Raw genomic sequence first — 24959 nt, forward strand, 5'->3', positions numbered from 1 at the left:
AACGAAGGGTGCCGCCTGGAAGCAGCAGGACGGGGACCACTCATTCAGTAATGGAAGGAACAGGACATGGCGGTATCGTCTTCACTGATTGCCGAAGCTATCGGCTGGCGTCGCGATTTTCATGCTCATCCGGAGCTCGGGTACCAGGAGCAGGAGACCTCGCGTCGGGTTGCCGGGCTACTGGCTTCGTTCGGCCTGCAGGTACATGTCGGGCTGGCAGGTACCGGGGTCGTCGCGACGCTTGAGAACGGCCCGGGGCCGGTGATTGGCCTGCGAGCTGATATGGATGCGCTACCGATCGCTGAACAGGGGACGGTGGAATATCGTTCGCGTCGTGCTGGCGTGATGCATGCCTGCGGTCATGACGGCCACACCGCCATGCTGTTGGCTGCTGCCGCGCACCTTGCCCAGACCCGCAACTTTGGCGGCACCGTGCATTTTGTCTTTCAGCCCGCGGAGGAGAACCTCGGCGGCGCGCGCAAAATGGTGGAAGAGGGGTTGTTCGAGCGCTTCCCGATGGACGCCATTTACGCGTTGCACAACTGGCCAGGCTTGCCGCTGGGGCATGTGGCGGTGAATCCCGGGGCAATGATGGCCTCGCTTGACGCCTTCGAGATAACGCTCACCGGTAAAAGCTGTCATGCGGCGATGCCGGAGAGTGGCGCCGACCCTATCGTCGCCGCCGCACAGCTGATTATGGCGCTGCAGACGATTCCGTCGCGCCGCCTGTCGCCGCAGGATTCCGCGGTGGTCAGCATTACCCAGATCAACGGCGGTGAGGCGATCAACGTGCTGCCGGACCGCGTGGTGCTGCGCGGGACTTTTCGCTGCCTGAGCAATACGGTGCGCGAGCGGGTAAAAAACCTGATTGAGCAGTACGTGCATACGCAGCCGCAGGTTTCCGACGTTGACGGTCAGATTGCGTGGTATCCTGGCTATCCGGTGACCAAAAATGATGCGCAACAGGCGCTGAAGGTGCGCGAGGTGGCGCAGGCCGAGCTCGGCGAAGCCGCGGTGCGCTGGCAGATCAATCCTTCCATGGCGTCGGAGGATTTTGCCTGCATGCTGGAAGTGTGTCCCGGCGCTTATTTCTGGATAGGGACAGACGGCGAAACGCCCTCCAGGCCGCTACACAATGCCAGCTACGATTTTAACGACGATCTGCTGGCGCCCGGCGTGGCGCTGTGGACGGCGCTGGTGGAATCACTGCTGCCTGCCGGGCAGGGCTAAGTTTTCGTGTGCCGCGGAAAGCGCGGGTGAACGGTCTCCGGGGGCCAACAAAGAAATGATAAATAAAATATTGGTCAGTGCCTGCCTGATGGGCCTTAAAGTCCGTTATAACGGAAAAGAGAAAGCGCAGATGACCCATCAACTTGCTCGCTGGCAACGGGAGCAGCGCCTGGTAATCCACTGTCCTGAGCTGGCTGCCGGGCTACCTGTTCCGCGACCACCTGCCGAGATCGTGTCGGCTGATGGGAGAGACGTAATGAGTGGACAAGCCAGAATAATTGAAAATACGGGAAGGGATGTTACGCCGCATTATCAACTGGGAGCCTGGCTGGCTCTGCGAGCAGCACAAGAAGCAGGTTGTACCGCCGCATTGTTAACTGATGGTAGTCCTACGTGCGGCAGTCAGTTTATCTATAACGGTTCTTTCAGTAATCAGCGTAAATCGGGTATGGGAGTGGCGGCGTCACTGCTCAGTGAGCATGGCATCGCGGTATTTTCAGAAGCTCAGTTTGCGGAGCTTGTGAGCTGGATAGAAGAACGGGAATGAGCGGTTCCCCAGGGTTAACGTCGAACTGTATGAGGTTCACACCTCGACATAGCCGACGTTAAAGCCTTATGAAACTCTTGCGGTTTAAAAGCACTGGGGGGAGTTTCACTCAGCTAAATAACCACCATCGATGGGATAAACGCCGCCGGTACAGAACGCCGCATTTTCTGACAGCAAAAACAGTATGAAGTCTGCTATTTCCCGCATTTTTGCCATCCTCTTCATAGGGTGGCTATTGGCGAAACTACGTACGATATTGTCAGGAAATTCACTCATTCGTGGCGTTTGGACATAGCCCGGAGCGACGGCATTGATTCGAATGCCTTGCGTTGCAAACTCTAATGCTGCGGTTTGGGTCAAACCGATGATACCGTGTTTAGCCACGGTGTAGGGCGCTAATCCTGGAATACCAACCAGACCATTGACTGCAGATAAATTAACGATAGAGCCGCCAAACTTCATCATTGCAGGTATTTCGTATTTTAGGCAGTAAAAAACGCCGCTCAATGAAGTGGCAATAACTTTGTCCCAGTTTTCAACCGTCTGTTCTGTTATATTTTTACCATGCTCACCTGTTATGCCCGCATTATTTACAGCATAATCAAGTCTGCCGAAATGTTTGATCACTTCAGCAATCATTTTCTGTACTTGTTCAGGTTGCGACACATCGCATCCGATCCCCAGCGCCTGTTGCCCCTGTGAAGATAATTGTTTCGCTTTTTTGATGGCCTGCTCTGGCGAGCGGGAGACAATAACGACCTTAGCACCATGTTGGTGTAATTGCTCTGCGACTGCCTCACCTATCCCTGTCGTGCTTCCTGTGATGACAGCAACTTTATTCTGGAAATTCATCCTTCCCCCTATGACGTAGAATTGAGTCTTGCATCTGGGGGAGTATACAAAATAGCTGTGACAGTTTTTGTCAGTACTCTTTCTCCTCGGCGATTCCTTCTTTTATTCTCCATTTTTTCAATAAAGCCATCCGGCTTTCCCTGTATATAGAGTCCAGTTGTGCCATCTCTGCAATTTTGTCAGTTCTAAAATGACGAAAATCATTTCTCATCTCACACCATGCGACCAAAAGCCAACATGACTGCATATATGCCAATCCGATGGGCCATATAACACGAGAAGAGTCAGTGCCTTTCTTGTCACAATATTTTATTTGGACTCTCTTTTGCTTTTTAATAGCATCGCGAATGTCTTTGAAAAAGACCTCATTACTTTCTGAAGGGCCGATTAAATAAGATTGGCTTTCGATAAGGCTTTTTAATTCGTCGGGGATGACGGCGTGTATTTTAGCAAGCGCATTCCTTGCTGTGTTTTTGAAATCATCATCTGTGTTATGAGATACCCAATTTAGCCCAAGGGTAATAGCATTGATTTCTTCATGCGAAAAATTTAAGGGTGGCAAATGAAAGTCAGACTTAACGATATAACCCATTCCGGCCCCACCTTCAATGCGCACCCCTTGATGCTGCAGCGTTTTTATATCTCTATAAAGTGAACGTACGCTTATCCCTAATCTTTCTGAGAGCGTGGATGCCGTGATGGGATATCTTTGCGCTCTTAATATCTGTAGTAACTCGAGAAGCCTCTCTGTTCTGGTCATTTGATAAGTCCATTCTGATACAGCGAAAAAATCTTAAACCTAAAGTTTCCCGTTCATGCGCAGCGCATCAACAACGAGTGAGAAGGCTGGGGAAGGCTGTTTGCGGCTGGGATAATAAAGATAGTAGCCCGGAAAAGGATGACACCAGGACTCAAGCACGCGTACGAGACGACCTTCTCTGATGTGTGAGCCGAATTCCTCTTCAGGTAAAAAGGCGATGCCTAACCCTGCCAGGGCGGCGTCGACAACATGATCCGACGTGTTAAACGTCAACTGTCCATTAACCCGGACCTTCAACTCTCCTCCCTCGTGATCGAATTCCCAGACATAAATCCCGCCGGAGCGGACCATGCGCATATTAATACACTGATGCTGCGTCAGATCATGAGGCGTTTTCGGCACCGGGTATCGTGCGAAATAATCTGGCGAGGCGGCTGCTGCCATGCGCAGTTTCGGGCCGATTGGCATCGCTATCATATCTTTATCAATCGTATCGCCAAGCCGCACGCCCGCATCAAACCGATCCGCCACGATATCCCGGAATCCGTGATTAGCATCGAACTCAATATGAATATCCGGATATTCGCGGAGCAGCGGCGCCAGCTTGGGCAGCAGAGTCGTTTTCAGCACGTTCGGCCCGCAGGTGATGCGGACGATTCCTGCAGGCTTGTCCCGCAGTTCAGTCAGCATGTCCAGCTCAGCCTCTATCTCATCAATACGATGGCCCACCGATTGCAACAGGCGTTCCCCGGCCGCCGTCGGGGACACACTGCGGGTGGTCCGCGTCAGCAGGCGGATTTGCATTCGCTCTTCCAGCCCGGAAATCGCCTGGCTCAGCGCAGGCTGGGTCACGCCAAGCTGCGCGGCGGCACGCGTGAAGCTGCCTTCCCGCGCCACGGTGACGAAAGAGAGTAAATCGTTGAGGTTGCGTCTTGCCATATTGGTTTCCGGGCTATTTATAAATTTTACTTATAAGGCTGTTAAGCATTCATTAGCTAGTTTCACCGCTGCCTATTGGTAACAATAATGCGATGAAAAAGTCAACGCTAAACGAGATGGAAAATGCTCACCGTAAGACGTCCCTGCTGATGCTCCTCTCTGCCGGGCTCAGGGCTGCGGATTGAGCCGTCGCGCCTTCCATATCCATCGTTCTCTTTAACTCACGCGCTTATCCCCCACGTCGCCGTTTCAGAAGGGGAAGGGCATTCCATTATCAACGGAAAAGAAAGGCTAAATGCGTAATCAGAAAACTGAAACCAAAAACCAGAACGGAGCAAGTGAAAAACAACAGGCGCACTGGGGCGGCGTGTTTGCTATGACGCTGTGCGTCTTCGCCCTAATCGCCTCCGAGTTTATGCCGGTCAGCCTCCTGACATCGATGGCGCACTCCCTAAACGTCACCGAAGGCATGGCCGGGCAGGGGATCGCTATTTCCGGCGCGTTTGCGGTGGTGACTAGCCTGTTTATTTCCCGACTGGCAGGCACGCTTAACCGGAAAAACCTGCTGCTTGGCCTGACGTGCATCATGGCACTTTCGGGGGGCGTCATTGCGATGGCACCTAATTACCTGACCTATATGACCGGCCGGGCCCTGATTGGCATCGTGGTCGGCGGGTTCTGGTCGATGTCGGCGGCGACAGCGATGCGTCTGGTGCCGGTGCACCGTGTTCCGCTGGCCCTGGCCATTTTTAACAGCGGCAATGCGCTGGCAACCGTTGTGGCCGCGCCTCTGGGCAGCTGGCTGGGTTCCGTCATCGGCTGGCGGGGAGCCTTTTTCTGCCTGTTACCCGTCGCCATCGTCGCGTTTATCTGGCAACTGCTCAGCCTGCCTTCCATGCAGGTTACCCGCCAGCCAGCGGGGGCCGGCAACGTCTTTGCACTGTTACGCCGTCGGGTGGTCATGCTGGGCATGCTCGGTGTGGGGATCTTCTTTATGGGGCAGTTCACGCTCTTTACCTATATCCGGCCTTTCCTTGAGACGGTCACGAAGGTGGACGTCTCAGCGGTGACTCTCATCCTGCTGGTCATCGGGAGCGCGGGTTTCATCGGCACCACGCTGATTGGCCGGGTATTGAAGCGCGGATTCTACCCGACGCTAATGGCCATTCCTGTGCTGATGGCGACCGTCGCGCTGGCCCTGATCGCGTTTGGCAGCCAGGCGGCCATCGTGACGGCCTTGCTCGGGCTGTGGGGGTTTATTTCAACTGCCGCGCCCGTGGGATGGTGGGCATGGGTTCCACGCACGTTCCCGCAGAATGCCGAAGCGGGCGGCGGGCTGATGGTGGCGATGGTGCAGTTGTCCATTGCGCTGGGATCCACCGTGGGGGGCGTGCTGTTCGACCATCATGGCTACCAGAGCACCTTCCTGGCCAGCGCCGCGATGTTGATTATCGCAACCGTACTGCTTTTCCTGACCTCACGTGCAGACGCGTCTGCCGATGGTCTTTCATCACACTCGTCCTGACAAGGAAACTATCATGAATAAATTTGCGTTAGCCCTGGGAATGTTCATCAGCGCATTTGCCGCCTCGGCGGCGGATATGTCCAGAGGCGCTGATAACTTTTATAAAAGCGAAAAGGTGACGCAGCAGAAAGTCACCTTTAAAAATCAGTATCAAATGAACGTGGTTGGCAATCTGTTTGTCCCGAAAACGATAAATCAGAACGCCAAAAACCCGGCGATCGTCGTTGGTCATCCAATGGGCGCGGTCAAGGAACAAAGCGCAAACCTGTATGCGCAGAGGCTGGCAGAGCAGGGGTTTGTTACGCTGGCGATCGATCTCTCGTTCTGGGGAGAAAGCGAAGGCAAGCCGGGGCACCTGATTTCACCGGAAATCTACGCGGATGATTTCAGCGCGGCGGTGGATTACCTTAGTACACAATCGTTTATTGATCCAGATAATATCGGCGTGCTGGGCATCTGCGGCAGCGGAAGTTTTGTCATCAGCGCCGCGAAAATTGACCCGCGTATGAAAGCTATCGCCACCGTCAGCATGTATGACATGGGCGCCGCGTTTCGTAACGGCCTTAACCACTCCCAGACGCTGGAACAGCGTAAGGCCTTTATCCAGTCGGCCATTGAGCAGCGGTTTGCCGAATTCAAAGGAGGAGAGAAAACTTATATTCCGGGCACTGTGAATAAGCTGGACGCTTCCACGCCGGAAATTCAGCGCGAGTTCTTTGATTTCTATCGCACCGAACGCGGCGGTTATACCCCGCAGGGCGAGAAAGAGGAACTGACGACAAAACCGATGCTGAGCAGTATCGGTAAGTTTATGAACTTCTACCCGTTCAATGATATTGAAACCATTTCGCCGCGTCCGATGCTCTTTATTACCGGTGACCAGGCCCATTCAAAAGAGTTCAGCGAGGACGCTTTTAAGCGCGCCGGTCAACCTAAAGAGCTGTATGTCGTTCCGGGGGCAGGGCACGTCGATCTGTATGACCGCACGGATGTGATCCCCTTCGACAAGCTGACGGACTTTTTCCGCAACAACCTGAAATAACGCGTGGTAATAGGTTGTATCAACAGCTACCGGCCTTCGGGTCGGTAGTGGGGCGTAATTTGCTCAAAAGGACAAAATGCTGCCGCATCACTGAGAGATGAAATGTCTGTGTAGTGCCAAAGGCGGACGCTGCAATATATTCCGCTTTCGGCATGAATCGGACTGAGGTAACGTAGCGGAAATATTTTTCTGGACTCAATCACGATGCCTTCCATCGAAACGTTTATAACTTTCCTTCTCGCGCTGACGCTGCTGGAGATTTCTCCTGGGCCAGACATGATGCTGACTATCGCCAGAGGTGTCGGTCAGGGAAGACGTATTGCGCTGCTTACGGTCCTGGGCAATGTATTTGTAGCAGGTTTTGTGCAAGTTTCTTTTCTTGTCCTCGGGCTGGTAACCGTTGTTCATGCCTGGCCGGTTGCGCTGGATCTGTTACGGTGGATCGGTGCGGCTTATCTGATGTGGCTGGGCATAAAAATGATTGCGACTTCAGGTACTGATACGCGGCTGCGAAAAACGGCAAAAATTTCTGACTGGAATGCCGTTAAGGAAGGCGCTCTGAACAGCCTGACTAACCCAAAATCCCTGCTGTTCATGTTTGCTTTTCTTCCTCAATTTGTTGATCCCGCAGCGGGTCCAGTTTGGCTGCAATTGCTTGTCCTTGGCAGTATCCAAAAGCTGGCAGGAATCGTGTCTCTGGGGTCAGTCGCGATGGCATCAGGCACATTTGGTAACTGGCTAGGTAAACACCCAGGCGTTATCAAATGGCAGGAACGATTTACAGGTGTTGTCATGATTGGCCTGGGTATCCGCATGTTGTTTAGCGGGTCCGGCATAGTATCAAAATCTATCCGTTAGGTTATACAGAACCGGTAAATCCTGTGTCCGCTTCTCGCTCAGACAGGATTTTAAATTCAGTTGGTTGGTTCGCTTTGTACCAGGAGCGGACAGTTTAGTTCTGGAGCATCATTTATATTGACCGATTGCCGTTAGTGATGCGTACAAATGATTTATTGTGGGAAGAAGACATTGTTGATTTTATGTTAATGCTATAGGCTGGCTGCAATTTATTCTAATAAACCAGACTATGTAACCTGACTATTCAAGGGGATATAATGATTTTTCAGCAGGCACCTCAGCTAGAGACTGAGCGCTTAATTCTAAAACATTTCACGTTAGAGGATTTTTCCGCTCTTCAGGCATGCTGGGCTGATCCAGAAATGGTTAAGATAAATGGCGGAGAAGTTCCCACGGCAGAAGCAGTATGGGCCCGCTTGTTACGTTACATAGGTCACTGGCAAGCTTTAGGTTATGGATACTGGGCTGTTTTTGAAAAAGCAACATAATGGTGAGGTCTGACGCTGTTGTAGTAGTTCAATATGTAACCATTAATTTGCTGTCGGGCTTCGTCCTTGCCTGCGTAACCATTCATTTTCGACCCCGCTAGAAACAGTACTAGCAATAAAAGAGGAAAAGTTCAGGCATTAAAGTGATTGCCTGAATGGACCTTTTAACCCTCACCTCTGTGACATGTACGGATATGAAGTTAATGCTTGCTACAACAGACGTAAAAATGAAATCATACTCCCCTCTGCTGTCTTACAGTCACCATTGCTTATGAGCAACCTCGGGATCAGATATAACTATGGCTCTATCGGAATTATTATTGCCCATGAAATAAGTCATGCTCTCGACGATGAAGGTTGCTATTTTGACGAAAATGGAAATTTAAACATGCTATGGACACAACAGGATGAAGCTAATTTTATTCAAAAAGCAAATGTAATCGCTGATTTTTACAGCAATATAGAAGTCCTTCCCGGAAACTACATTAATGGGCTTCTGACCAGGGGAGAATGCTTGGCTGATTTATCTGGTTGCGATATTGCCTGGAAAACGCTTCAGAGGCTGTCTCAGGAAGAAACTAGTGAATTACGTGAAGCTTTCCAGACCAGTCTGTTAATGCTCTGGCGTGAATATGCCTCTGAAAATATCATGCGTAAGTTGTTAACCAGCGGTCCCCATGCTCCTGCACGCTTTCGTGCAATAGGATGTCTTCATTATCTTGCGAGGCGATATTCCGGAGACGAAAGCGTGAATCAGGGGATTCAGGCGATTGAATTATTTTAATTTATAAGGCTACACAGCCCTCAGGCTGTGTAGCCTTTCTACTATTCCAGCTCGAGGTTGTTTGACCGTGTCTTTGGAGAAAAATATTTTTCGACAAATGAGAAGATTACAATTAGCAAAAAGCCTGAGCCACTGAAGGCATAAAGCGCGTATATTACCCCAAGGTAATCCGAACTATACCCGGCACCTATAGAGACTATTGCAGTGATCATCATCTGCCATCGGTAGCTCTTAGCCATAGCAGCAGCCACATGATTTTCATCAAATTTTTTCAATACTGAATATACCGCGAGCGAGAAAACAACATTTGAAAAAATATGTGCAATAAAGACCAGTGCCAATGCCAGGTAAGATGAGGTTGAAAAAGGGATCAGACCATAGCATGCCACAAAAATAAACAGACATCCCAATAGCAGGCTATTATTATTACTATTTTTCTCAAAACGCTCAGGATTAAGCAGTAACGGGCCGATGAGTTGCCCTAAACTACGAGAGAAAAGAAGAGCCAAAGCTGTTGCTTGAGCTTCATGACCGGTAAGATTCGTTGGAACCAGCCCTGGCAGTAACGCCATCGCCGGGGCTCCTGCGAATGCCAATAGGGGTAATAGCAGGATACCTCGTTTCTGAGTGTTACTGATTTCTTTCCATCTTATAACTGCATCTTTTTGTTCTATATAATGGAAAATATTCCTGAACTTGCCTTTAGCGCTCAATAGCATGATGACTGACAGGGCGTAGCTGGCCAGGTCAATGATCAGCAGGTGTATTACGGTAACATGCCCCAATAGTAACAAACCCAGTCCAACACCAAAAATAACATTACATGCAAAGATAATGGTTTCCAGTGTGGTCGCAACGGGTAATTCCTTTTCACTTAACCCGGTTTTAAATATCTTACTCATAGCAGGGAACGTCATGCCGATGATGAAGGCTGACACGGTTTGTGCGATAAGAAAAAGAGGAATTGAGCCGTTTAACACAGCCATAAAAGGGGCGCTCAAGCCTGCCATGCCTAAAAATTCGCCCACGACAAGAATGGAGAAAGGGTTGCCAGTACGGCAATAATACTCTCCAACCTTACTTCCGATTAAGCCAGGAACAGTTGAAAGCACATACGCTAAAGCAAGGGAGGTTGTCGGGGCAGCGAGCCGAATCAGTTCGCTAAAAACAACAATATAGGTAATGCCATTCCCGACAGAGGAAATAATGAAAGATATACCAAGTAACATCAGCCATGGCTTTCCTGCCAGGGCATTCATGAGTGCTCGAATCATTCTTGATGTCCGTATAAGCTAAACAAGTCTTTGCTTACCTGATGCGTGCTAGCTTTCAGCCAGGCAATACATCCTTTCGGGTAGGCAGTTAAAAATAATGTTATGGGCTTATGTATGGAGCATCACATCACGAACAATCCTCAAATTTAACCTATGATAAATAATGCAAATATAACAAGTATGTGCTTTTGTCAATGCATACAAGGGAGATGTATCGCAGCGGCCTCACAGGCGGTCAACATTATTTGCCACCTCGTAGTCGTTGACTGAATTGGCCAGGTGGAACAGAGGTGTGATGTTACGTTAAGAACACTACGCTGACGTACTGGCAGGCCATAAAAAAGCAGGACAAAGCAGTCTACTCACTGACGTAATCGTGGCAGTCATGCTCAGATTTCATCCTGAACCATCTTGAGTACAGGTCCGCTATAACAAAGTCGGGCACGGAGTTTGGCTGGCCGAGGGATAGGGCGATTCCGTTTTATATGTGCCGTCTCGGTGCTGTCGCCAGCCTGGGTTTTACACTGTACTTTATCTATTCTGCAGTAAACCCTGAGCTTCACTCTCAAAAAGAGCCTGCTGCATGCAGACACTGTGGAATATGTATCGTCAGTACTGATTGCCACTCTTTGAGAAGAGCCAGAAATATTCCTGATTCTCTGTCGCTGTGATTTTGCAATGTCACTGCCATGTTTAAATATCTAGTGTGGGGCTGCAGAGTTAGAGGTTTAAATTTTAAAACGTCCCGGGGTGGTGCCGAATATCCGTCGGAACAGGGCAATGAAGGCACTCACGTTATCATATCCAAGGTCCAGAGCAATTGCCGTCACTGGCTTACCCGCAGCCAGAAGTTCAAGAGACCTGAGTAACCGAATGCGCTGTCGCCATTCATTAAAACTAAAACCGGTTTCTGCACGGAATCGCCGTGTAAGCGTACGTGATGACATTCCGGCCCAGACTGCCCATTCCTCGAGCCTGCGGTCGTCGTCCGGGTTATCTGACAGTGTCTGCGCAATTCTGAGTAGTCGGATATCCTGGGGCATTGAAAGCCCCAGGTTGACCTCAGGAAGAGAGCCAATTTCATCAAGGATGACACCAGCTAAACGTTTTTGGGACGCGTTAAGGTTTACATCTTTCCATGAGGCCGCTCGCGTTATCGCTTCACGCAGCAGATTTGTTATTGAGAGAACACAAGGCTTATCAGGTAGTCCGCTACAGGCTTGGGCAGATACATAAACACTCCATCCTGAATACGGGCCATGCGAGCGCAGGCCGTGCGGAACATCCGGAGGTATCCAGACGGCATGTGTCGCCGGTACCACCCAGCGACAATTTCCGGCATCGACCGTGAGTAGCCCATGCCTCGAACCGAGTAGCTGTCCACAGCTGTGATGGTGATTTGGCGTTTCCCGTATTACATCAGACTCACGTACCGCGACGACTAAAGTTTGCCCCTCTGAAGCGAAGGCCGGCTCGAATGTAATTAATGGATCATTCATTTTGACTTGTTTACGGTATTTTATGTCTTTTATACCGTACTTAAGCCATTCAGTCGATTGTAAAGTATTCATCACTTTCACAGAGGATCACCCATGAAAATAATGACTATTACTACCGTGCTGGATGAAATTCTCAATCAACAGGAGGTGCCACTGGACCTGATACTCAATCGTCATTTCAGTCCCGTTTACCGCCAGCGTACTAATAACGAGTGGGAAGGTTTGGATGGCTTTGCTCAGCATGCACGTAAACTCCGGGAAATCATCGCATCCGGCAAAATAGAAGTTTGCGATGAGCTTCGTGACGGGAATCTCTATGCCACCAGGCATCGCGTTTTGTGTACCAAGCATAATGGTGAAGAGGTGGATATGGAAGTTTATATGTTCGCTGAAACAGATGATGACGGGCGCTTTATTCGTGTCGAAGAAGCGACGCTAATGCTTCAAGGTGTGGAGAGCGATCGGGGTTTAGGTAACGTAAGGTAAGAGAATTTTAAATGTTAAAATGCCCGCTTCATGCCCTGAGGTATTTAACAAGCTCTCAAAAGTGTGTTGAATTAAAATGGATACGGATTCTTCCTAACCACGCATGTGCAACGGCGGCCAGGCATCAGCAATATCAGGTAATGGAGAGGATGGCACACAGGCAACATGGTATCGGAAACAGTCAGGTGAAGGAGCCGGCTTGTATGGACTACCCTTTACAGTTTAACCTTGATACAGGCGAATAATTTAACTTTTTAACCTAGGTTTTATCGAGCCACTTTTGTGTCAAAAACAGATTTACACACAGATATCAGGCCTCCTGATATCTGTGTGTGAAGTTTTTAAAGCTGATGTTCCGGAATCCGGGCGATAACCTTTATCTCAAAATCAAATCCCGCCAGCCAGTTAACCCCCACGGCTGTCCAGTTGGGATATGGCGGCTTCGGAAAAACGGTTTGTTTCACCTGCATAATGGTTGAAAACTGACTCTCCGGATCGGTATGAAAGGTTGTCACATCGATAAGATCTTCAAACGAACATCCTGCGGCGGTAAGAGTGGCCTTGAGGTTTTCAAAGGCACGTTCTACCTGCGTTGCAAAGTCGGGCTCAGGACTACCATCTTCCCGGCTACCCACCTGACCGGATACAAACAGTAAATCACCAGAGCGGATCGCAGCAGAATAACCATGCTTCTCATAGAGAGCGTGGCGATTCGCCGGGAAAACAGGTTTCGGTTGGTTCATAACGTATCCTTTTTTCGGATGTGTGAAGCCGTGCGTGACATAAATAAATCAATTAATATACGCAGTGTATGTAAACTTAACCACACATACGCGGCGTATGTCAAATTTCATACGCTGCGTATATTGCAAGGAGTCCGCATGGCTGCCAAACGCCGCGCCGAAACGATGGAAGAAACCCGCACGAAGTTGATTACAGCCGCACGAAAAGCCTTTGCCGAAAAAGGGTTTGCAGCAGCATCAATGGATGATTTGACTGCCAGCGTTGGCCTGACGCGTGGGGCTCTGTACCATAATTTTGGGGACAAAAAAGGGTTGCTTGCCGCTGTGGTTGCCCAGATTGACTCAGAAATGGCACAAAGTGCCAAGAGTGCAGCGACACAGTTCAGGGATGACCAGCAAAAGCTTCTGGCTGAAGGGATAGCCTATATCAGAATGGCTCTGGATGAAGAAGTCCGGCGTATCGTTCTGCTTGATGGCCCGGCTTTTCTTGGCGATCCTACGAAATGGCCGAGTCAGAACAACTGCCTTGACGCCACCCGAGAGAGCATTTCAGATCTGATTGAACGCGGCTTAATCAAGCCGGTAGATGTGGATGCTACCGCCTGGCTGCTAAATGGAGCTGCACTGAATGCCGCTCAGTGGGTGGCTGCCAGTGAAGATCCGCAGCATGCTTTACCAAAAGCGATTCAGGTTTTCACCCTGCTGGTAAATGGCCTGCTGGAAGAGGGCAAGCACCCATAACCTCCATTCTCAACCTGAAGGTTCGTTAATAAGTTGAGCTCCGTGCCGCTTGTTCCGGCTTCGATTCTCTCGGGTCAGTAATTCAGTCTGAAAATCACATAAGGCCGGTTCAATACGGCCTTCACGAATCTTGATAGTAAAGAATTTTGTGTAGCAATGTTTTACCAGATTTTTCGGACGTTACAATACAGCGAGCCCGATTGTGTATAAACAGGCCCGAGAAGCTAAACTCCACCTTTCATTCATAGAGATCGTACGGCTATTCAGGCAGTCCGCGTCGCGCCAGAAGCGGATATTGATAATTTGATCAATTAATTATTCGATGCGTTTAACATCTGGATGACGTTCGGTTGCAGCTTCATGGAAAATATCATCTAACCAGCCTGCAATTTCATCTTCTGCCAGATCATCTGGAATAACAACGTCATAGATACGGGAATACTTTCTTTCTGTCAGATCTACTCGAAAAACCAACCAGCACTCATTCTTACGCAGAATGCCAAGGTATCGACCAAAGACATTATAAACCAACATGTTATACCTCCAGTAATGTCAATCAAACCACACGTTATATTACTTCGAATAAGAAAGGCAGAGAATAAATCCTGAATTCGTTAGAGGACAACATCTTCTTTTGTCATTACAGTTCTGGTGATCCTGCATGCTGACCGCTTCGTGCCAGGAGCGGACGTTTATGAAAAGGGTGATAGAAAACATCAGCAATTTTATCTCCGATTACAGCACCTCAACCACTTCGAATTCTTCTGCGATCAACTCCATATCCTCAGAAAAATGACCTTCACGGATGAAAAATCGCTGATGCTCTTTCTTCCAGTATTCAAGACTTAAATCGCCTTCACCCTCTTTGCGAGCGAACTCCTCATTAATATCGCAAAAACGCACCAATTGTAGCGAAACCAGCCGGATCACGCATACCGGGACATTCTGTCCATCAAGAATTATGTTATAGCTGCCAATCCTCGGAGCAGATTCTTCCTGTTGGTAAGAGGCAAAAGATCCACAAGAGGCCGTTTTGATTCCTTTTTTAATAAGGTTAGCAAGCTCGCTTGCCAGTTCTGGACTGTCTCCCATTTGCCAGGCCCCTGCGCCTGGATATTTCATTTCTATTTCCCTAAGCTTAACCATTAATGCATCTGCCTAACCGTTGATGAAAAAAGTAATAATAATATTAGCGTTAATGGGGTCACCATTAACAGTAATACGTTACCTCAGATAGTGTGGTTTGCTCTTCGCTCAGACTGGAGCTTAAACTCAGTTGGTTCATCCGCGCAGTGCCAAAAACTGCCCCTGACTGCTTGTTAACCGCGCCTCCTATTGTATAGATATTTTCTGTACATCAAGATACATTGAGATAGCTATTTAATGGCTTAAACAGTAATAGACACTAAGTTCAGGAAGGAAAAGTGCTGATGCCAATACCTATTCTCTATACAGAACGCTTACTGTTAAAACCATTATCCTCAGAAGATGCCTCACAAATTCAGATACTGTATCCTCGCTGGGAGATTGTTCGGTACATGGTCTCATCAGTACCGTGGCCCTATCCGGATAATGGCGCCGAGAATTATGTCAATAACGTTGCCTTGCCTGATATAGCAAATGGAATCGCTTGGATCTGGACTATTAGGCATCGTGAAACACCTGACAACATGGTAGGTTTAATCTGTCTTTATGATGTTGAGGATAACAACCGAGGATTTTGGTTAGCACCGGAGCATCAGGGCAAAGGTTTTATGCGTGAGGCCTGTAACGCAGCTACAGATTATTGGTTCAATTCCTTAAATAAGACTATATTGCGTGCGCCGAAAGCGGCTCTCAATAACCGCTCCAAACGTATCTCACAAAGCAGTGGCATGCGGCTCATTAGGACTGAAAAGAAAGCATATGTCAGCGGTCTGCTGGATTCCGAGCTATGGGAAATCACACGTGATGAATGGAATGCTCGTAAAGGTGGCTGATAAGCTGATGGCATGTCCGCTAAGCGCTCCCAGCGGACCTTCAGCTTCGTTAACACGTCCGCTCCGTGCCAAAAGCGGAAGTTAACTACGGATAAAATTCAGCGCCCCACACTCAGAGCCGCTGCATAACGGCAATAAGCTACACTTGTTCATTATTTCCACAACAGGAAAGCCTTCCGCTGCTTCAACGGTGTGTGTTTGACATCGCGCAGTTGGGACATTTTGATCAACAACGAGCATGGCCAGCTAACGATGAAATTGATACTTGTTCGACACGCAGAAACAGAGTGGAATTGGGAAGGAATTATTCAGGGGCACAGCGATAGCTCCTTGACCTGTCGGGGTTTGCGTGAAACATCCGTCCTACTAGCAGCGTTTAGTGCAAGTGAGTATCAAATAGAGCGTGTTTACGCTTCTCCGCTTGGGCGTGCCTGGCAAATGGGGCAAAGCCTGGCTGAACACTTTCATTGTTCACTGACGGCTGAACCGGCCCTTAAAGAGCAGGCCTTTGGTCAGTTTGAAGGTATGCCGTTAGAACTACTCAGACAAAAACATCCAAACTATGCAAATGCATTATTCAGGCTTGATGCAGAGTATTGTCCACCAGGGGGGGAGTCACTGGCGCATGCTTCTCAGCGAGTTATGCGTTTTTTACAAAACCTGGAAGATACTTCATCACATCAACAAACAGTATGTATTGTGTCTCACGGGCATGTCAGTCAGGGCACTCTGGCAATTCTTAAAGAAGGGACTGTCGATAGTTTCCCTCGCTATGCTCATCCCAATGCAAGTTATTCTGTTATCGACCTGATTAATGGAAAATGTATTGGCCTAAAGTGGGGGATTGCTACACATTTACGTCACCTGAATTAGTGGCTACCTTCCAGGCATTGAAAACCCATCCTGCCAGAGTCATCATTATTTAAGCACAATGTTCACTCCTCGCTGTGAGTTCAACGGGTCGATGCAACGCTATCCTTAATCAAGGGGGGACGTTGCTATGAAACGAAGAACTCGGATTAACTTACCCGCGTTGTGCCGGATGCGGGCATCGCAAACTCATGCTCTTCTGATGACGTGGGTGCTAAAGATAATTGTCCATCCATTGAAACCTGATTTTTTCACACTGACATAATCAATGATTCCAGCCGAATTTGGCTAATGGCATAATCAGGCAGGCGAAAGTGAGGGTGAAAATGGATAAAACAGCGAAAAATCAGATAGTAGATAGCGACATTGCACAGTTATTACTAAAGCACAGGAAAGCTCGTAACTGGACGGTAACGGAGCTTGCTCAACGCTCAGGCGTGAGCCAGGCGATGATTAGTAAGATTGAACGAGGCGTCTCCAGCCCCAGCGCGACTATCCTTAGTCGTTTAGCGAACGCCATGAATATTACGCTATCAAAACTTTTCGCCGAGCTTGAGCAACATCAGAATTCGCTGGTTCGTTTCGCTCACCAGCAGCAGCATTGGACAGATGAACAATCAGGCATTATTCGTTGGACATTGTCCCCGGCGGGCGCCAGTCCGGAACTGATAAAAGTTGAAATCCCTGCAATGGGTCAACTGACGATCCCCGCCTCCGCTATTGAGCATCTTTGCGGGCAAACACTTTGGATGCTGAGCGGCAACCTTGATTTTAGGGTCAATCATCAGACTCATCATTTGCAAGCGGGTGATTGTCTTGCTCTTACCTTTGCAGGCGAGTGCCAAATGACTAACCCGGATAGCGAACAGAGCTGTACATACATCGTTGCGTTTAGCCAAAAAAACAGATGATATTTCCCCTGGCAAAGGGTTAGACGCCATTCCCTTTACGCAGGTGCAGCAGGGGATAAGGTCTTCCCTGACTATCCTGCCCGGAGCGCCCTGAAACCTGAAAGCCCATATGCTGATAAAACCCGACGGCCTGTTGGTTTTGTTCATTGACGTCGACGCTTAAATCAGGATGAAGAGCAAGGGCATGGGATATCAACAGTTTTCCGACGCCAAGCCCGCGAGCAGAGGCATCGACGAACAGCGCCTCCAGATGACCATCATGTAAAAACATAAATCCGAGTGGAAGGTCTTCATCATTTGTCGCTACCCATACAGGGGTTTCTGAAAAAAAACCGACCACCTCTTTTTCGATCTCTTGCCGGTCATGTGTTGTCAGAAAATCGTGCGTAGCATCTACAGAACTTTTCCAAATCTGGATGATGTCTTCCGCTTCAGAAGGTCGTGACATTCTGATTTTTATCATTTTATTTTCCTTAAAGTGGACATGGTTTGGGGTAATTACCTACAAAAACAATCCCATTAATTTACTATGGTGTAATTAAATTCACAATAGTGATTATGTCGCCATGTCTATCGTTGCTAGACTCACTTTCAGGTGCAGAATGCCACGACCGGCTCTGGCCTGATAGCGCTCGAACTGGCGTACAAGCCGTTCGAGCGTATGGAAAGCCGCGATGAGTTCCGATTTATTGTTGTGGAGCTCACCCTATGCATGTCCTCAAGGTCGTAGTCACTGCCCCGGCTATGAAGCAGACTCGCTACAAGATAGTCGAGTAAAGGGCAATGGATAAGGCCTTTCAGGCCGATGCGTTCTACTGACTCAGAAATCTTTTTTACGGAAGCTATCGCGGATGGCGTCCCCCATCAGACAGGTCAGGTTCATCCAGGTAGGCTCGACTGCGAAATTCGCCATGTTTCCAGCCATATTGTCGAATGCTCGCTTGTTGGTGTACAGCATGTGCCCTGGTGACATAAACTTTGCCTCCATGATCGATTTCTCAACGTTCTCATAATTGAGTAGGTTGCCAAAGTTGCCGCGACCAGAAACGAAAGTCTTGCCTGCCTCATTTCCACCCCAGGTAAGATAGGGGTTGAGAAAAATGAAGGACGGCATGCTGTTGATGGCGACCGCACCATATTCCAGGTCAGACACCGCTTGCTCGAGTAATTTCTGATGGGCCTTTCTGGTGTCCTCATCGATAAGTATCGCACTGGCGAGCGTGCCCAGGAGCTGGGTGTTGGCGAACTTGACGGCGCCGGGGAGGAAGTGCGCGGCATTGGCTGGCAGGTCAAGCGGCACCTCAGCGAGCACCAGGCTGAACGCTTCATGTGAAGTGGCGTAGCCACCGGGCTTAACGTCTGTGAGTAATATGACATCGGAATGCGGATACTTGCCGCCCTCGGGGCTCAGTACTTCCGCATCGGGATAGGCCTGTCGAAAACCATCCACGACCTTGTCGGCGCCGGGGTAGTACATACCCATGGCCGGAGTAGTCTCCGAGATAGCGACCCGCAGCGCGTCGAGGAATTCCTTGCGCTGCGGCCAGTGCTTGCTTGTCACCAGAGTTTGGGGACGACCGCAGTTCGCGCCACCATTGAACTTTGCCATGGTGGCTATCTGCACTGCCTGGTGTTCAATTTCCTTCTTTGTCCATGGCCGGTCGCCCGGCACGATGATGCATGGGTTATTACCGCCGCATTCGGAGATCAGCGGCGTCTCTGTCGCTGACATGATAGCCTCGGCCGTTGCGGTTCCACCAGTAAAGTAGATCCTGGAGAGGCGGGGGTCTACTGTCAGATCTTGTCCCCGATCGGCATCGCAGAAGCTCAGAACGCGCCGATCAATCAGCGGCTGCATGATCTTTGCCCAAATCCTGTCGGTTTCTTCGTTCAGGTGATGCGGTTTGTGTACGACCGCACAGTTCTCGAAGAAGATCGCTTTCAACACCTCGAGCGCTGAGCTGTAGTTACCGGCACCCAGCACGGCAATAATACCCGCGGGCTTTTCCATCGGATTGATTTGTTTCGGTGCGCCTTTCACACGAATGCGACTCTTCTGATCCGCGTACATCAACTTGTCTTTCCGCTCCTGCGGAAAGACATAAATGTCGTAGAGATCCTCACTCACTTTTTCCACGCTCAGCGGCTGTGGCATCTTGCCGTCGAGAATGGATTCATAAAGGATGATGGCTGCCGAGACGGTACTCGCCATAGGAACGACGGTAGCAACCTTAGACATTGGGTATGAAAAAAGAGGCGCACCGAGGATGCCATTCTTCATCTTGCTGTCGGCGAAGGCGAGGTCATCACCGTACTTCTTCAGGTTTGCACGGATTTCCTCCAGCAGACGCAAACGTTCTGCGGGAGATGTTGTGGTCCATTTTTGGGGATCCAGTTGGTCGATAGCTTCGGTAGCATTCATTGGGATTTCTCTATTGTTCAGATTGGACCGCCAGGACAGGTGGAACGTGTCCTGGCTGGTGTGATGTTTACATCTCACTATAGGAAGCAAGCCACGACAACGCTCTGGCAATCCGCGCCAATTTTAATGCGAGAGATGCCAGCACAGGGAGTTGAGTTGCGGATGTTACAGATTGGCGTAACGTGCAGTCATTGTGGCGCGGTTTGAAGGGGGGTAAGCGCACGACTGCTCTATACTCTGAGCGTCAGTTGAATGAGCAATAGTGACGGAGTTCTGAAGGTGCAAAACAAAACTTTTCCCATGGATATTGGCTGGCTGGCAATACTGAAGGACTTAGGTGTTCAGGCTGGCCATGTATTACGTCGGGCCGGCCTTCCAGACGATTTACTCTCCCGTGCAAGACAGGGGCTTTCTGGCGAAGACTATTTTCGTTTCTGGCGCGCTTTAGAGGCTGAGGCAAGTGATGCCATGTTTCCCTTACGCCTCGTCGAGACTCTCTCGGCTGATTCTTTCAACCCACCACTGTTCGCTGCCCTGTGCAGCGCGAATCTGGTACAGGCTTTGCAGCGCCTCGCCAAATACAAGCAACTGGTGGCGCCCATGAGCCTGGAAGTCAATACGGGTGACGCAGGCGAGCTGGTCGTGACGCCTCGCTGGTTGTCGATACAAACCGAGGTACCTTACTCGCTGCAAGTGGCCGAGATTGCGTTTTTCGTGCGACTAGCCAGACTGGCTACCCGTGAGCACATTAAGGCGCATCGCGTTATCCTGCCGCAACTTCCGTCCAGTCGTTATCTCCGGCGTTACGAGAATTTCTTCGGCGTACCTGTGCAAAAGGGAGAGTATCCAGTTATCGCTTTCGCCGCTGTGGATGCTTTGCGTCCATTCCTGACGGTCAACGAAAGCATGTTTCACGCGTTCGAACCCGATCTTCGCCGACGGCTCAGTGAACTTGATTCGACGGCGTCGACGGCAGAACGCGTGCGTGCTGTCTTACTGGAGCTGTTGCCTGGTAACGCGGCTACCATTGAGAAGGCCGCGGAACGACTGGGCTTGAGTAAGCGTACGCTTCAACGTCGGCTTGAGGAGGAGGGGGAAAACTTTCGCGCCCTGGTCAATATGGTGCGGGAGAGCCTTGCCCGACACTACCTGGCAAATACCACGATGTCCGGCGCAGAGATCGCTTTCCTCCTTGGATTCGAAGATCCCAATTCCTTTTATCGCGCATTCCAGGGGTGGACTGGAAAAACACCTGACAGCGTCCGTCATGCCATGCGCTTGAATTGAGGAAAATACACCATGTCTAAACTTACCGAACAGGAGAAAGCCCTGTTTGCCGGCGTCACAGGACGGGGGGGGGGGCGGCTTCATACTTCAGTCCCTGCTGGCAGAACCCTGAACGGGACAACAGATTTTCATAAAGCAGGCCTGCCAAAGAAGACCTATTTTTATGTCAATCCGGTCAACGTCAGATATCAGGGAGAAGCTAAGCCTCTCCCTGAATTCACCCTCAGGCGTTAGCTGCCGCCTTTAACCGCGCCTTCATCAGGCTATAGGTCGTCCAGGCGTACCGTTCCGCCCAGTCCTGGTCGGCAATAGCCTCTACCTTCACCGCGCAGTACTTGGTTTCCGGGGTTTTCGAGATAGGATCCAGATTATCCTGGGTCAGCTCGTTACAGGCGCCAACCCACCACTGGTAGGTCATATACACCGCGCCGGGGTTGATTCGCTCGCTGAGATCGGCGCGAGTCATCACTTTGCCGCGCCGCGAACTCACCCATACCAGCTGACGATCGGCGATACCTGCCCGCTCGGCATCGGCAGGGTGCATCTGGATCCGGCCAGGTTCGTCCGCCAGCGACTGCAGCGCCGCGCAGTTGCCGGTCATTGAACGGCAGGAGTAATGGCCGACTTCGCGCACCGTGCAGAGCACCAGCGGGAAATCATCGTCCGGCGTTTCCGCCGGCGCGCGCCACGGCGCGGCGAACAGTTGCCCTTTGCCCGATGGAGTATCAAAGTGATTATCCTGATACAACCATGGCGTACCGGGGTGATCGAGCGTTGGGCACGGCCACTGCACGTGGCCCATATCGCCCATTTTCTCCCAGGTTACGCCGTAGAACAGCGGACAGAGTTCGCGCATTTCATCCCAGATTTGCTGGTTACTGGCGTAATGCATCGGATAGCCCATCTCGCTGGCCAGCAGGCTGATAATTTCCCAATCGCGTTTCACGTTACCTGTGGGCGGAATAGCCTGTTCGAAACGCTGGAAGCCGCGGTCGGCGCAGGTAAAGACGCCGCCGTGCTCGCCCCAGGACGTCGCCGGCAGCAGCACGTCAGCCACTTCCGCCGTTTTGGTCATAAAAATATCCTGCACCACCACAAAATCCAGCGCTTCCATCCCTTTGCGTACCAGACCCAGATCGGCCTCGGTTTGCAGCGGATCCTCGCCCATGATGTAGTAGGCTTTGATTTCTCCCGCCAGCGCTTTATGCGGGACTTCGGTGATACGGGTGCCGATTTGCGTATCCATCAGCGCCGGATCGATGCCCCAGGCATTGGCGAATTTGGCGCGCACCGCGGCGTCGGTGACGTCCTGATAGCCCGGAAACTGGTTGGGTAACACCCCCATATCGCAGGCGCCCTGGACGTTATTTTGTCCACGGACCGGGCCGACGCCGACGTTAGCCCGCCCGAGGTTGCCGGTCAGCAGCGCGAGGCTGGCGAGACCGCGGACGACATCAACCGCCTGGCCGAACTGGGTTACGCCCATTCCCCACATAATGGTAGCGGAAGGGGCGGCGGCGAAGGTGCGCATCGCCCGGCGAATGGCCAGCGCCGGGACGCCGACCAGCGCTTCCACGGCTTCGGGAGAGTAGTCTTTCACCGCCTCACGATAGGCCTCAAGCCCTTCGGTATAACGCTCAACGTAATCGTGATTGTAGAGATCTTCTTCCAGCAGGACATAGGCGAAGGCGTTGACCAGCGCCATATTGCTGCCGTTGTTGAGCTGCAGATGCTGGTCGGCGATGCGGGCGGTTTCAATGCGCCGCGGATCGCAGACGATGATTTTCGCGCCGTTGTCGCGGGCTCTCAATACCCTTCGCGCCACGATAGGGTGAGAATCGGCGCAGTTATAGCCAAAGACCAGCAGACATTTTGAGTTCTCAATATCGCTTATCGAGTTGCTCATCGCGCCATTGCCGAGCGAAGCCTGCAGCCCGGCGACCGACGGCCCGTGGCAAACGCGGGCGCAGCAGTCGACGTTATTGGTATTGAGTACCGCACGGGCGAATTTCTGCATCACGTAATTGGTTTCATTCCCCGTGCCGCGGGACGAACCGGTGGTCATGATGGCGCGCGGGCCATATTTGGCCTTGATCTCGCGGAGCTTAGCGGCGGTGTAGCGAATCGCTTCTTCCCAACTGACCGGAGTGAACGGGCCGCCTTTCTGATAACGAATCATCGGCTGCTTCAGGCGAGGCGTGAGAAGCTGCGTGTCATTGAGGAAATCCCAGCCGTAGTAGCCTTTCAGACATAGCTGGTTTTGATTGGTGACGCCGTCGGCGGCCTCGGCGCGAATGATTTTATCATTTTCGACAACCAATTTGAGTTTACAACCCGCCCCGCAATAGGGGCACACGCTGGTAATTTTATTCATCAGTAACAGACCTGTTAACAGTGAAGATAGGGCGATAGCGCGCCGGGCCCGGCAGGCTACCGTCAGCAAACGCGCGACGTCGATCGTCGTGCGATGCAAATCGATTGCATAATGCGTGCCAAAGTGAAGATAGCGCTGATGACGCGGGATGAAGGTGATGAAGACGCGGGAAAATCATGGATGTCGTCATAAGTGACGATGACGCGGGACGCTGTGGCTGACGATCGCCCCGCGGGGATTGAGGTTAAGCGTTGACTTCCATGTTCTGCTGCAGTTGATTCAACGTCTCCTGCGACATCCCGGCCTGCCGCGCGGCGGCGCAGATCGCCTGCCAGCTACTGGCATCGAGCGGAATACCGTTTGCCAGCCGCTGCTGACGATTGGCCGCTTCCCACTCACCCGGCGCCAGAATAGGTGTATCGGCATCGTGCGGCGACTGTTTACACCAGTCGATAAAGGCCTCGGTTTCGCGCTGCATCTGCGGCGCATCGAAGGCTTCCGGGCTGAGAATAATGGTAGTCATGCAGTTGAAGATGGCGTCGACGCAGCCCTGCAGGCTGTCCTGGTGGGTCGTTTGCCCGCCTGAGACCGCGCCGCCGAGTACCTCGCACAGCGTCGCCAGGGCATAGCCTTTATGTTGGGCAAAGGTGAGCAGGGCGCCAAGCGGTGAGGTCTGCATCACCGCCGGATCGGTGGTCGGCTCGCCGCGAGAATCAATCAATGAGCCGGCGGGCACCGCTTCACCTTTATGCCATGCGACGCGGGTTTTGCCAAAAGCGATGGCGCTGGTGGCGTAATCGAGCAGCAGCGGCGGGTGGCCTTCACGCGGGAAGACCACGCAGAGCGGGTTAGTGCCGAAGCGGCTATCTTTGCCACGAAATGGCGCCACCATCGGATCGCCGACGACGCTGACGAAATGAATGGATATTAACCCCTGGGCCGCACACTGTTCCGCCCAGTAACCGATGCGCCCGATATGGTGAGCATTGCGCAGCGCTACCGCGGCGAGGCCGTGCTGTTTGGCTTTTTCAATCCCCAACTGCATGGCTTCATGGGCAACGACCTGACCGAAGCCGGCGTTACCGTCAAGGGTGACGACGGCGCCGGCGTCTTTCATCACGCTGGCATGGCGGTTAAGCTGCAAAAATCCTTCGCTATGGGATTTTACGTAGCTTGGGATCATGCCGACGCCGTGCGAATCGTGTCCGGCAAGGTTGGCAGCGATCAGGTGGTCTGCGACCAGCGCGGCTTCGGTTGGTGTACTGCCCAGCTGCGTGAACAGGGTGGTGACGAAGTGGTGTAGCTCCGTGGGGCGAAAGCGATGTCCTGTAGGCACGGATAGTCTCCT

At 51.2% G+C, this 24959-nt stretch carries 25 protein-coding genes and 2 pseudogenes; 14 read left to right on the forward strand and 13 right to left on the reverse strand.

Translation table 11 applies throughout. From position 1 onward, the window contains the following. Positions 1-66 precede the first annotated feature (66 nt). Together EAE_RS17625 and EAE_RS17635 are read left to right on the forward strand one after the other, a co-directional pair. A complete protein-coding gene (locus EAE_RS17625; RefSeq protein ID WP_015366979.1) occupies positions 67-1230 on the forward strand; it encodes a M20 aminoacylase family protein in 1164 nt (387 codons plus the stop codon). A gap of 55 nt (positions 1231-1285) precedes the next feature. After that, positions 1286-1777, forward strand: a complete 492-nt coding sequence (locus EAE_RS17635; RefSeq protein WP_015705161.1) for a 2-thiouracil desulfurase family protein — start codon at positions 1286-1288, stop codon at positions 1775-1777. Positions 1778-1882: 105 nt separating this feature from the next. Here the strand turns inward: EAE_RS17635 and EAE_RS17640 are convergent, their stop codons facing one another. From EAE_RS17640 to EAE_RS17650, 3 genes are all read right to left on the reverse strand, one after another. Next, positions 1883-2629, reverse strand: coding sequence for an SDR family NAD(P)-dependent oxidoreductase (locus EAE_RS17640; RefSeq protein ID WP_015705162.1), 747 nt, complete (start codon positions 2627-2629; stop codon positions 1883-1885). A gap of 70 nt (positions 2630-2699) precedes the next feature. Continuing rightward, positions 2700-3389, reverse strand: a complete 690-nt coding sequence (locus EAE_RS17645; RefSeq protein WP_015705163.1) for a helix-turn-helix transcriptional regulator — start codon at positions 3387-3389, stop codon at positions 2700-2702. Between the two features lie 39 nt (positions 3390-3428). Further along, complete coding sequence (locus EAE_RS17650) at positions 3429-4328, reverse strand: LysR family transcriptional regulator (protein WP_015366976.1); 900 nt, start codon at positions 4326-4328, stop codon at positions 3429-3431. A 295-nt stretch (positions 4329-4623) separates the two neighbouring features. On the opposite strand from EAE_RS17650, the gene EAE_RS17655 reads away from it, so the two are divergent. The 5 genes and pseudogenes from EAE_RS17655 (at position 4624) to EAE_RS17675 (ending at position 9025) form a co-directional block, all read left to right on the forward strand. Beyond that, a complete protein-coding gene (locus tag EAE_RS17655; protein ID WP_015705164.1) occupies positions 4624-5853 on the forward strand; it encodes an MFS transporter in 1230 nt (409 codons plus the stop codon). Between the two features lie 13 nt (positions 5854-5866). Further along, positions 5867-6895, forward strand: a complete 1029-nt coding sequence (locus EAE_RS17660; RefSeq protein WP_015705165.1) for an alpha/beta hydrolase — start codon at positions 5867-5869, stop codon at positions 6893-6895. A gap of 204 nt (positions 6896-7099) precedes the next feature. Beyond that, positions 7100-7753 carry a LysE family translocator gene (locus EAE_RS17665; protein WP_015705166.1) on the forward strand — a complete coding sequence of 218 codons (654 nt, stop codon included), beginning with the start codon at positions 7100-7102 and terminating at the stop codon, positions 7751-7753. A 257-nt stretch (positions 7754-8010) separates the two neighbouring features. Further along, positions 8011-8238: pseudogene (locus tag EAE_RS17670) on the forward strand (GNAT family N-acetyltransferase); the annotation flags it as partial. Positions 8239-8425: 187 nt separating this feature from the next. Next, positions 8426-9025 carry a M13-type metalloendopeptidase gene (locus tag EAE_RS17675; RefSeq protein ID WP_072056525.1) on the forward strand — a complete coding sequence of 200 codons (600 nt, stop codon included), beginning with the start codon at positions 8426-8428 and terminating at the stop codon, positions 9023-9025. 41 nt (positions 9026-9066) lie between these two features. Here EAE_RS17675 and EAE_RS17680 read toward each other — a convergent pair whose 3' ends face one another. From EAE_RS17680 to EAE_RS25485, 3 genes and pseudogenes are all read right to left on the reverse strand, one after another. Beyond that, entirely contained in the window at positions 9067-10299 is a 1233-nt protein-coding gene (locus tag EAE_RS17680) for an MFS transporter (protein WP_015705169.1), read from the reverse strand. Positions 10300-11027: 728 nt separating this feature from the next. Continuing rightward, positions 11028-11480, reverse strand: coding sequence for a helix-turn-helix domain-containing protein (locus EAE_RS25145; RefSeq protein WP_032706210.1), 453 nt, complete (start codon positions 11478-11480; stop codon positions 11028-11030). A gap of 99 nt (positions 11481-11579) precedes the next feature. Further along, positions 11580-11870 (reverse strand): annotated as a pseudogene (locus tag EAE_RS25485) (cupin domain-containing protein); the annotation flags it as partial. A 27-nt stretch (positions 11871-11897) separates the two neighbouring features. Here EAE_RS25485 and EAE_RS17690 point away from each other — a divergent pair. Next, positions 11898-12284 (forward strand): nuclear transport factor 2 family protein, encoded by a 387-nt coding sequence (locus EAE_RS17690; protein ID WP_170926287.1) that lies wholly within the window; start codon positions 11898-11900, stop codon positions 12282-12284. 341 nt (positions 12285-12625) lie between these two features. Here the strand turns inward: EAE_RS17690 and EAE_RS17695 are convergent, their stop codons facing one another. After that, positions 12626-13027 carry a RidA family protein gene (locus tag EAE_RS17695; RefSeq protein WP_015705171.1) on the reverse strand — a complete coding sequence of 134 codons (402 nt, stop codon included), beginning with the start codon at positions 13025-13027 and terminating at the stop codon, positions 12626-12628. 138 nt (positions 13028-13165) lie between these two features. Here EAE_RS17695 and EAE_RS17700 point away from each other — a divergent pair, with 138 nt between their 5' ends. Further along, positions 13166-13768, forward strand: coding sequence for a TetR/AcrR family transcriptional regulator (locus EAE_RS17700; protein ID WP_015705172.1), 603 nt, complete (start codon positions 13166-13168; stop codon positions 13766-13768). A gap of 315 nt (positions 13769-14083) precedes the next feature. On the opposite strand, the gene EAE_RS17705 is transcribed toward EAE_RS17700, so the two are convergent. After that, positions 14084-14302 (reverse strand): DUF7661 family protein, encoded by a 219-nt coding sequence (locus tag EAE_RS17705; RefSeq protein WP_015366962.1) that lies wholly within the window; start codon positions 14300-14302, stop codon positions 14084-14086. A gap of 201 nt (positions 14303-14503) precedes the next feature. After that, positions 14504-14860, reverse strand: a complete 357-nt coding sequence (locus EAE_RS17710; RefSeq protein ID WP_161798772.1) for an ASCH domain-containing protein — start codon at positions 14858-14860, stop codon at positions 14504-14506. Between the two features lie 338 nt (positions 14861-15198). Between EAE_RS17710 and EAE_RS17715 the strand changes: the two genes are divergently transcribed. From EAE_RS17715 to EAE_RS17725, 3 genes are all read left to right on the forward strand, one after another. Continuing rightward, the gene (locus tag EAE_RS17715) at positions 15199-15747 is read left to right on the forward strand and encodes a GNAT family N-acetyltransferase (RefSeq protein ID WP_015705173.1); all 549 of its coding nucleotides are present in this window, start codon (positions 15199-15201) and stop codon (positions 15745-15747) included. Positions 15748-15999: 252 nt separating this feature from the next. Continuing rightward, positions 16000-16620 carry a histidine phosphatase family protein gene (locus tag EAE_RS17720; protein ID WP_015705174.1) on the forward strand — a complete coding sequence of 207 codons (621 nt, stop codon included), beginning with the start codon at positions 16000-16002 and terminating at the stop codon, positions 16618-16620. 323 nt (positions 16621-16943) lie between these two features. After that, on the forward strand, positions 16944-17528 hold the full coding sequence (locus EAE_RS17725) for a helix-turn-helix domain-containing protein (RefSeq protein WP_015705175.1): 585 nt from the start codon (positions 16944-16946) through the stop codon (positions 17526-17528). Between the two features lie 19 nt (positions 17529-17547). Here the strand turns inward: EAE_RS17725 and EAE_RS17730 are convergent, their stop codons facing one another. Both EAE_RS17730 and EAE_RS17735 read right to left on the reverse strand, forming a co-directional pair. Continuing rightward, positions 17548-17991 carry an acetyltransferase gene (locus EAE_RS17730; RefSeq protein WP_015705176.1) on the reverse strand — a complete coding sequence of 148 codons (444 nt, stop codon included), beginning with the start codon at positions 17989-17991 and terminating at the stop codon, positions 17548-17550. A 357-nt stretch (positions 17992-18348) separates the two neighbouring features. Beyond that, positions 18349-19950 (reverse strand): aldehyde dehydrogenase family protein, encoded by a 1602-nt coding sequence (locus tag EAE_RS17735; protein WP_015705177.1) that lies wholly within the window; start codon positions 19948-19950, stop codon positions 18349-18351. Between the two features lie 279 nt (positions 19951-20229). Here EAE_RS17735 and EAE_RS17740 point away from each other — a divergent pair, with 279 nt between their 5' ends. Further along, positions 20230-21237: an AraC family transcriptional regulator gene (locus EAE_RS17740; RefSeq protein ID WP_015705178.1), complete on the forward strand. Its 1008-nt coding sequence runs from the start codon at positions 20230-20232 to the stop codon at positions 21235-21237. 12 nt (positions 21238-21249) lie between these two features. Then, complete coding sequence (locus tag EAE_RS17745; RefSeq protein ID WP_015705179.1) at positions 21250-21471, forward strand: hypothetical protein; 222 nt, start codon at positions 21250-21252, stop codon at positions 21469-21471. Here EAE_RS17745 and fdhF read toward each other — a convergent pair. Both fdhF and EAE_RS17755 read right to left on the reverse strand, forming a co-directional pair. Then, positions 21461-23611 (reverse strand): formate dehydrogenase subunit alpha, encoded by a 2151-nt coding sequence (fdhF, locus tag EAE_RS17750; protein ID WP_015705180.1) that lies wholly within the window; start codon positions 23609-23611, stop codon positions 21461-21463. The two genes, EAE_RS17745 and fdhF, sit on opposite strands and share 11 nt — an antisense overlap. Positions 23612-23855: 244 nt before the next feature. Beyond that, positions 23856-24947 carry a malate/lactate/ureidoglycolate dehydrogenase gene (locus EAE_RS17755; protein ID WP_015705181.1) on the reverse strand — a complete coding sequence of 364 codons (1092 nt, stop codon included), beginning with the start codon at positions 24945-24947 and terminating at the stop codon, positions 23856-23858. Positions 24948-24959 lie beyond the last annotated feature (12 nt).

The organism is Klebsiella aerogenes KCTC 2190 (assembly GCF_000215745.1).
GTDB classification, from domain to species: Bacteria; Pseudomonadota; Gammaproteobacteria; order Enterobacterales; family Enterobacteriaceae; genus Klebsiella; species Klebsiella aerogenes.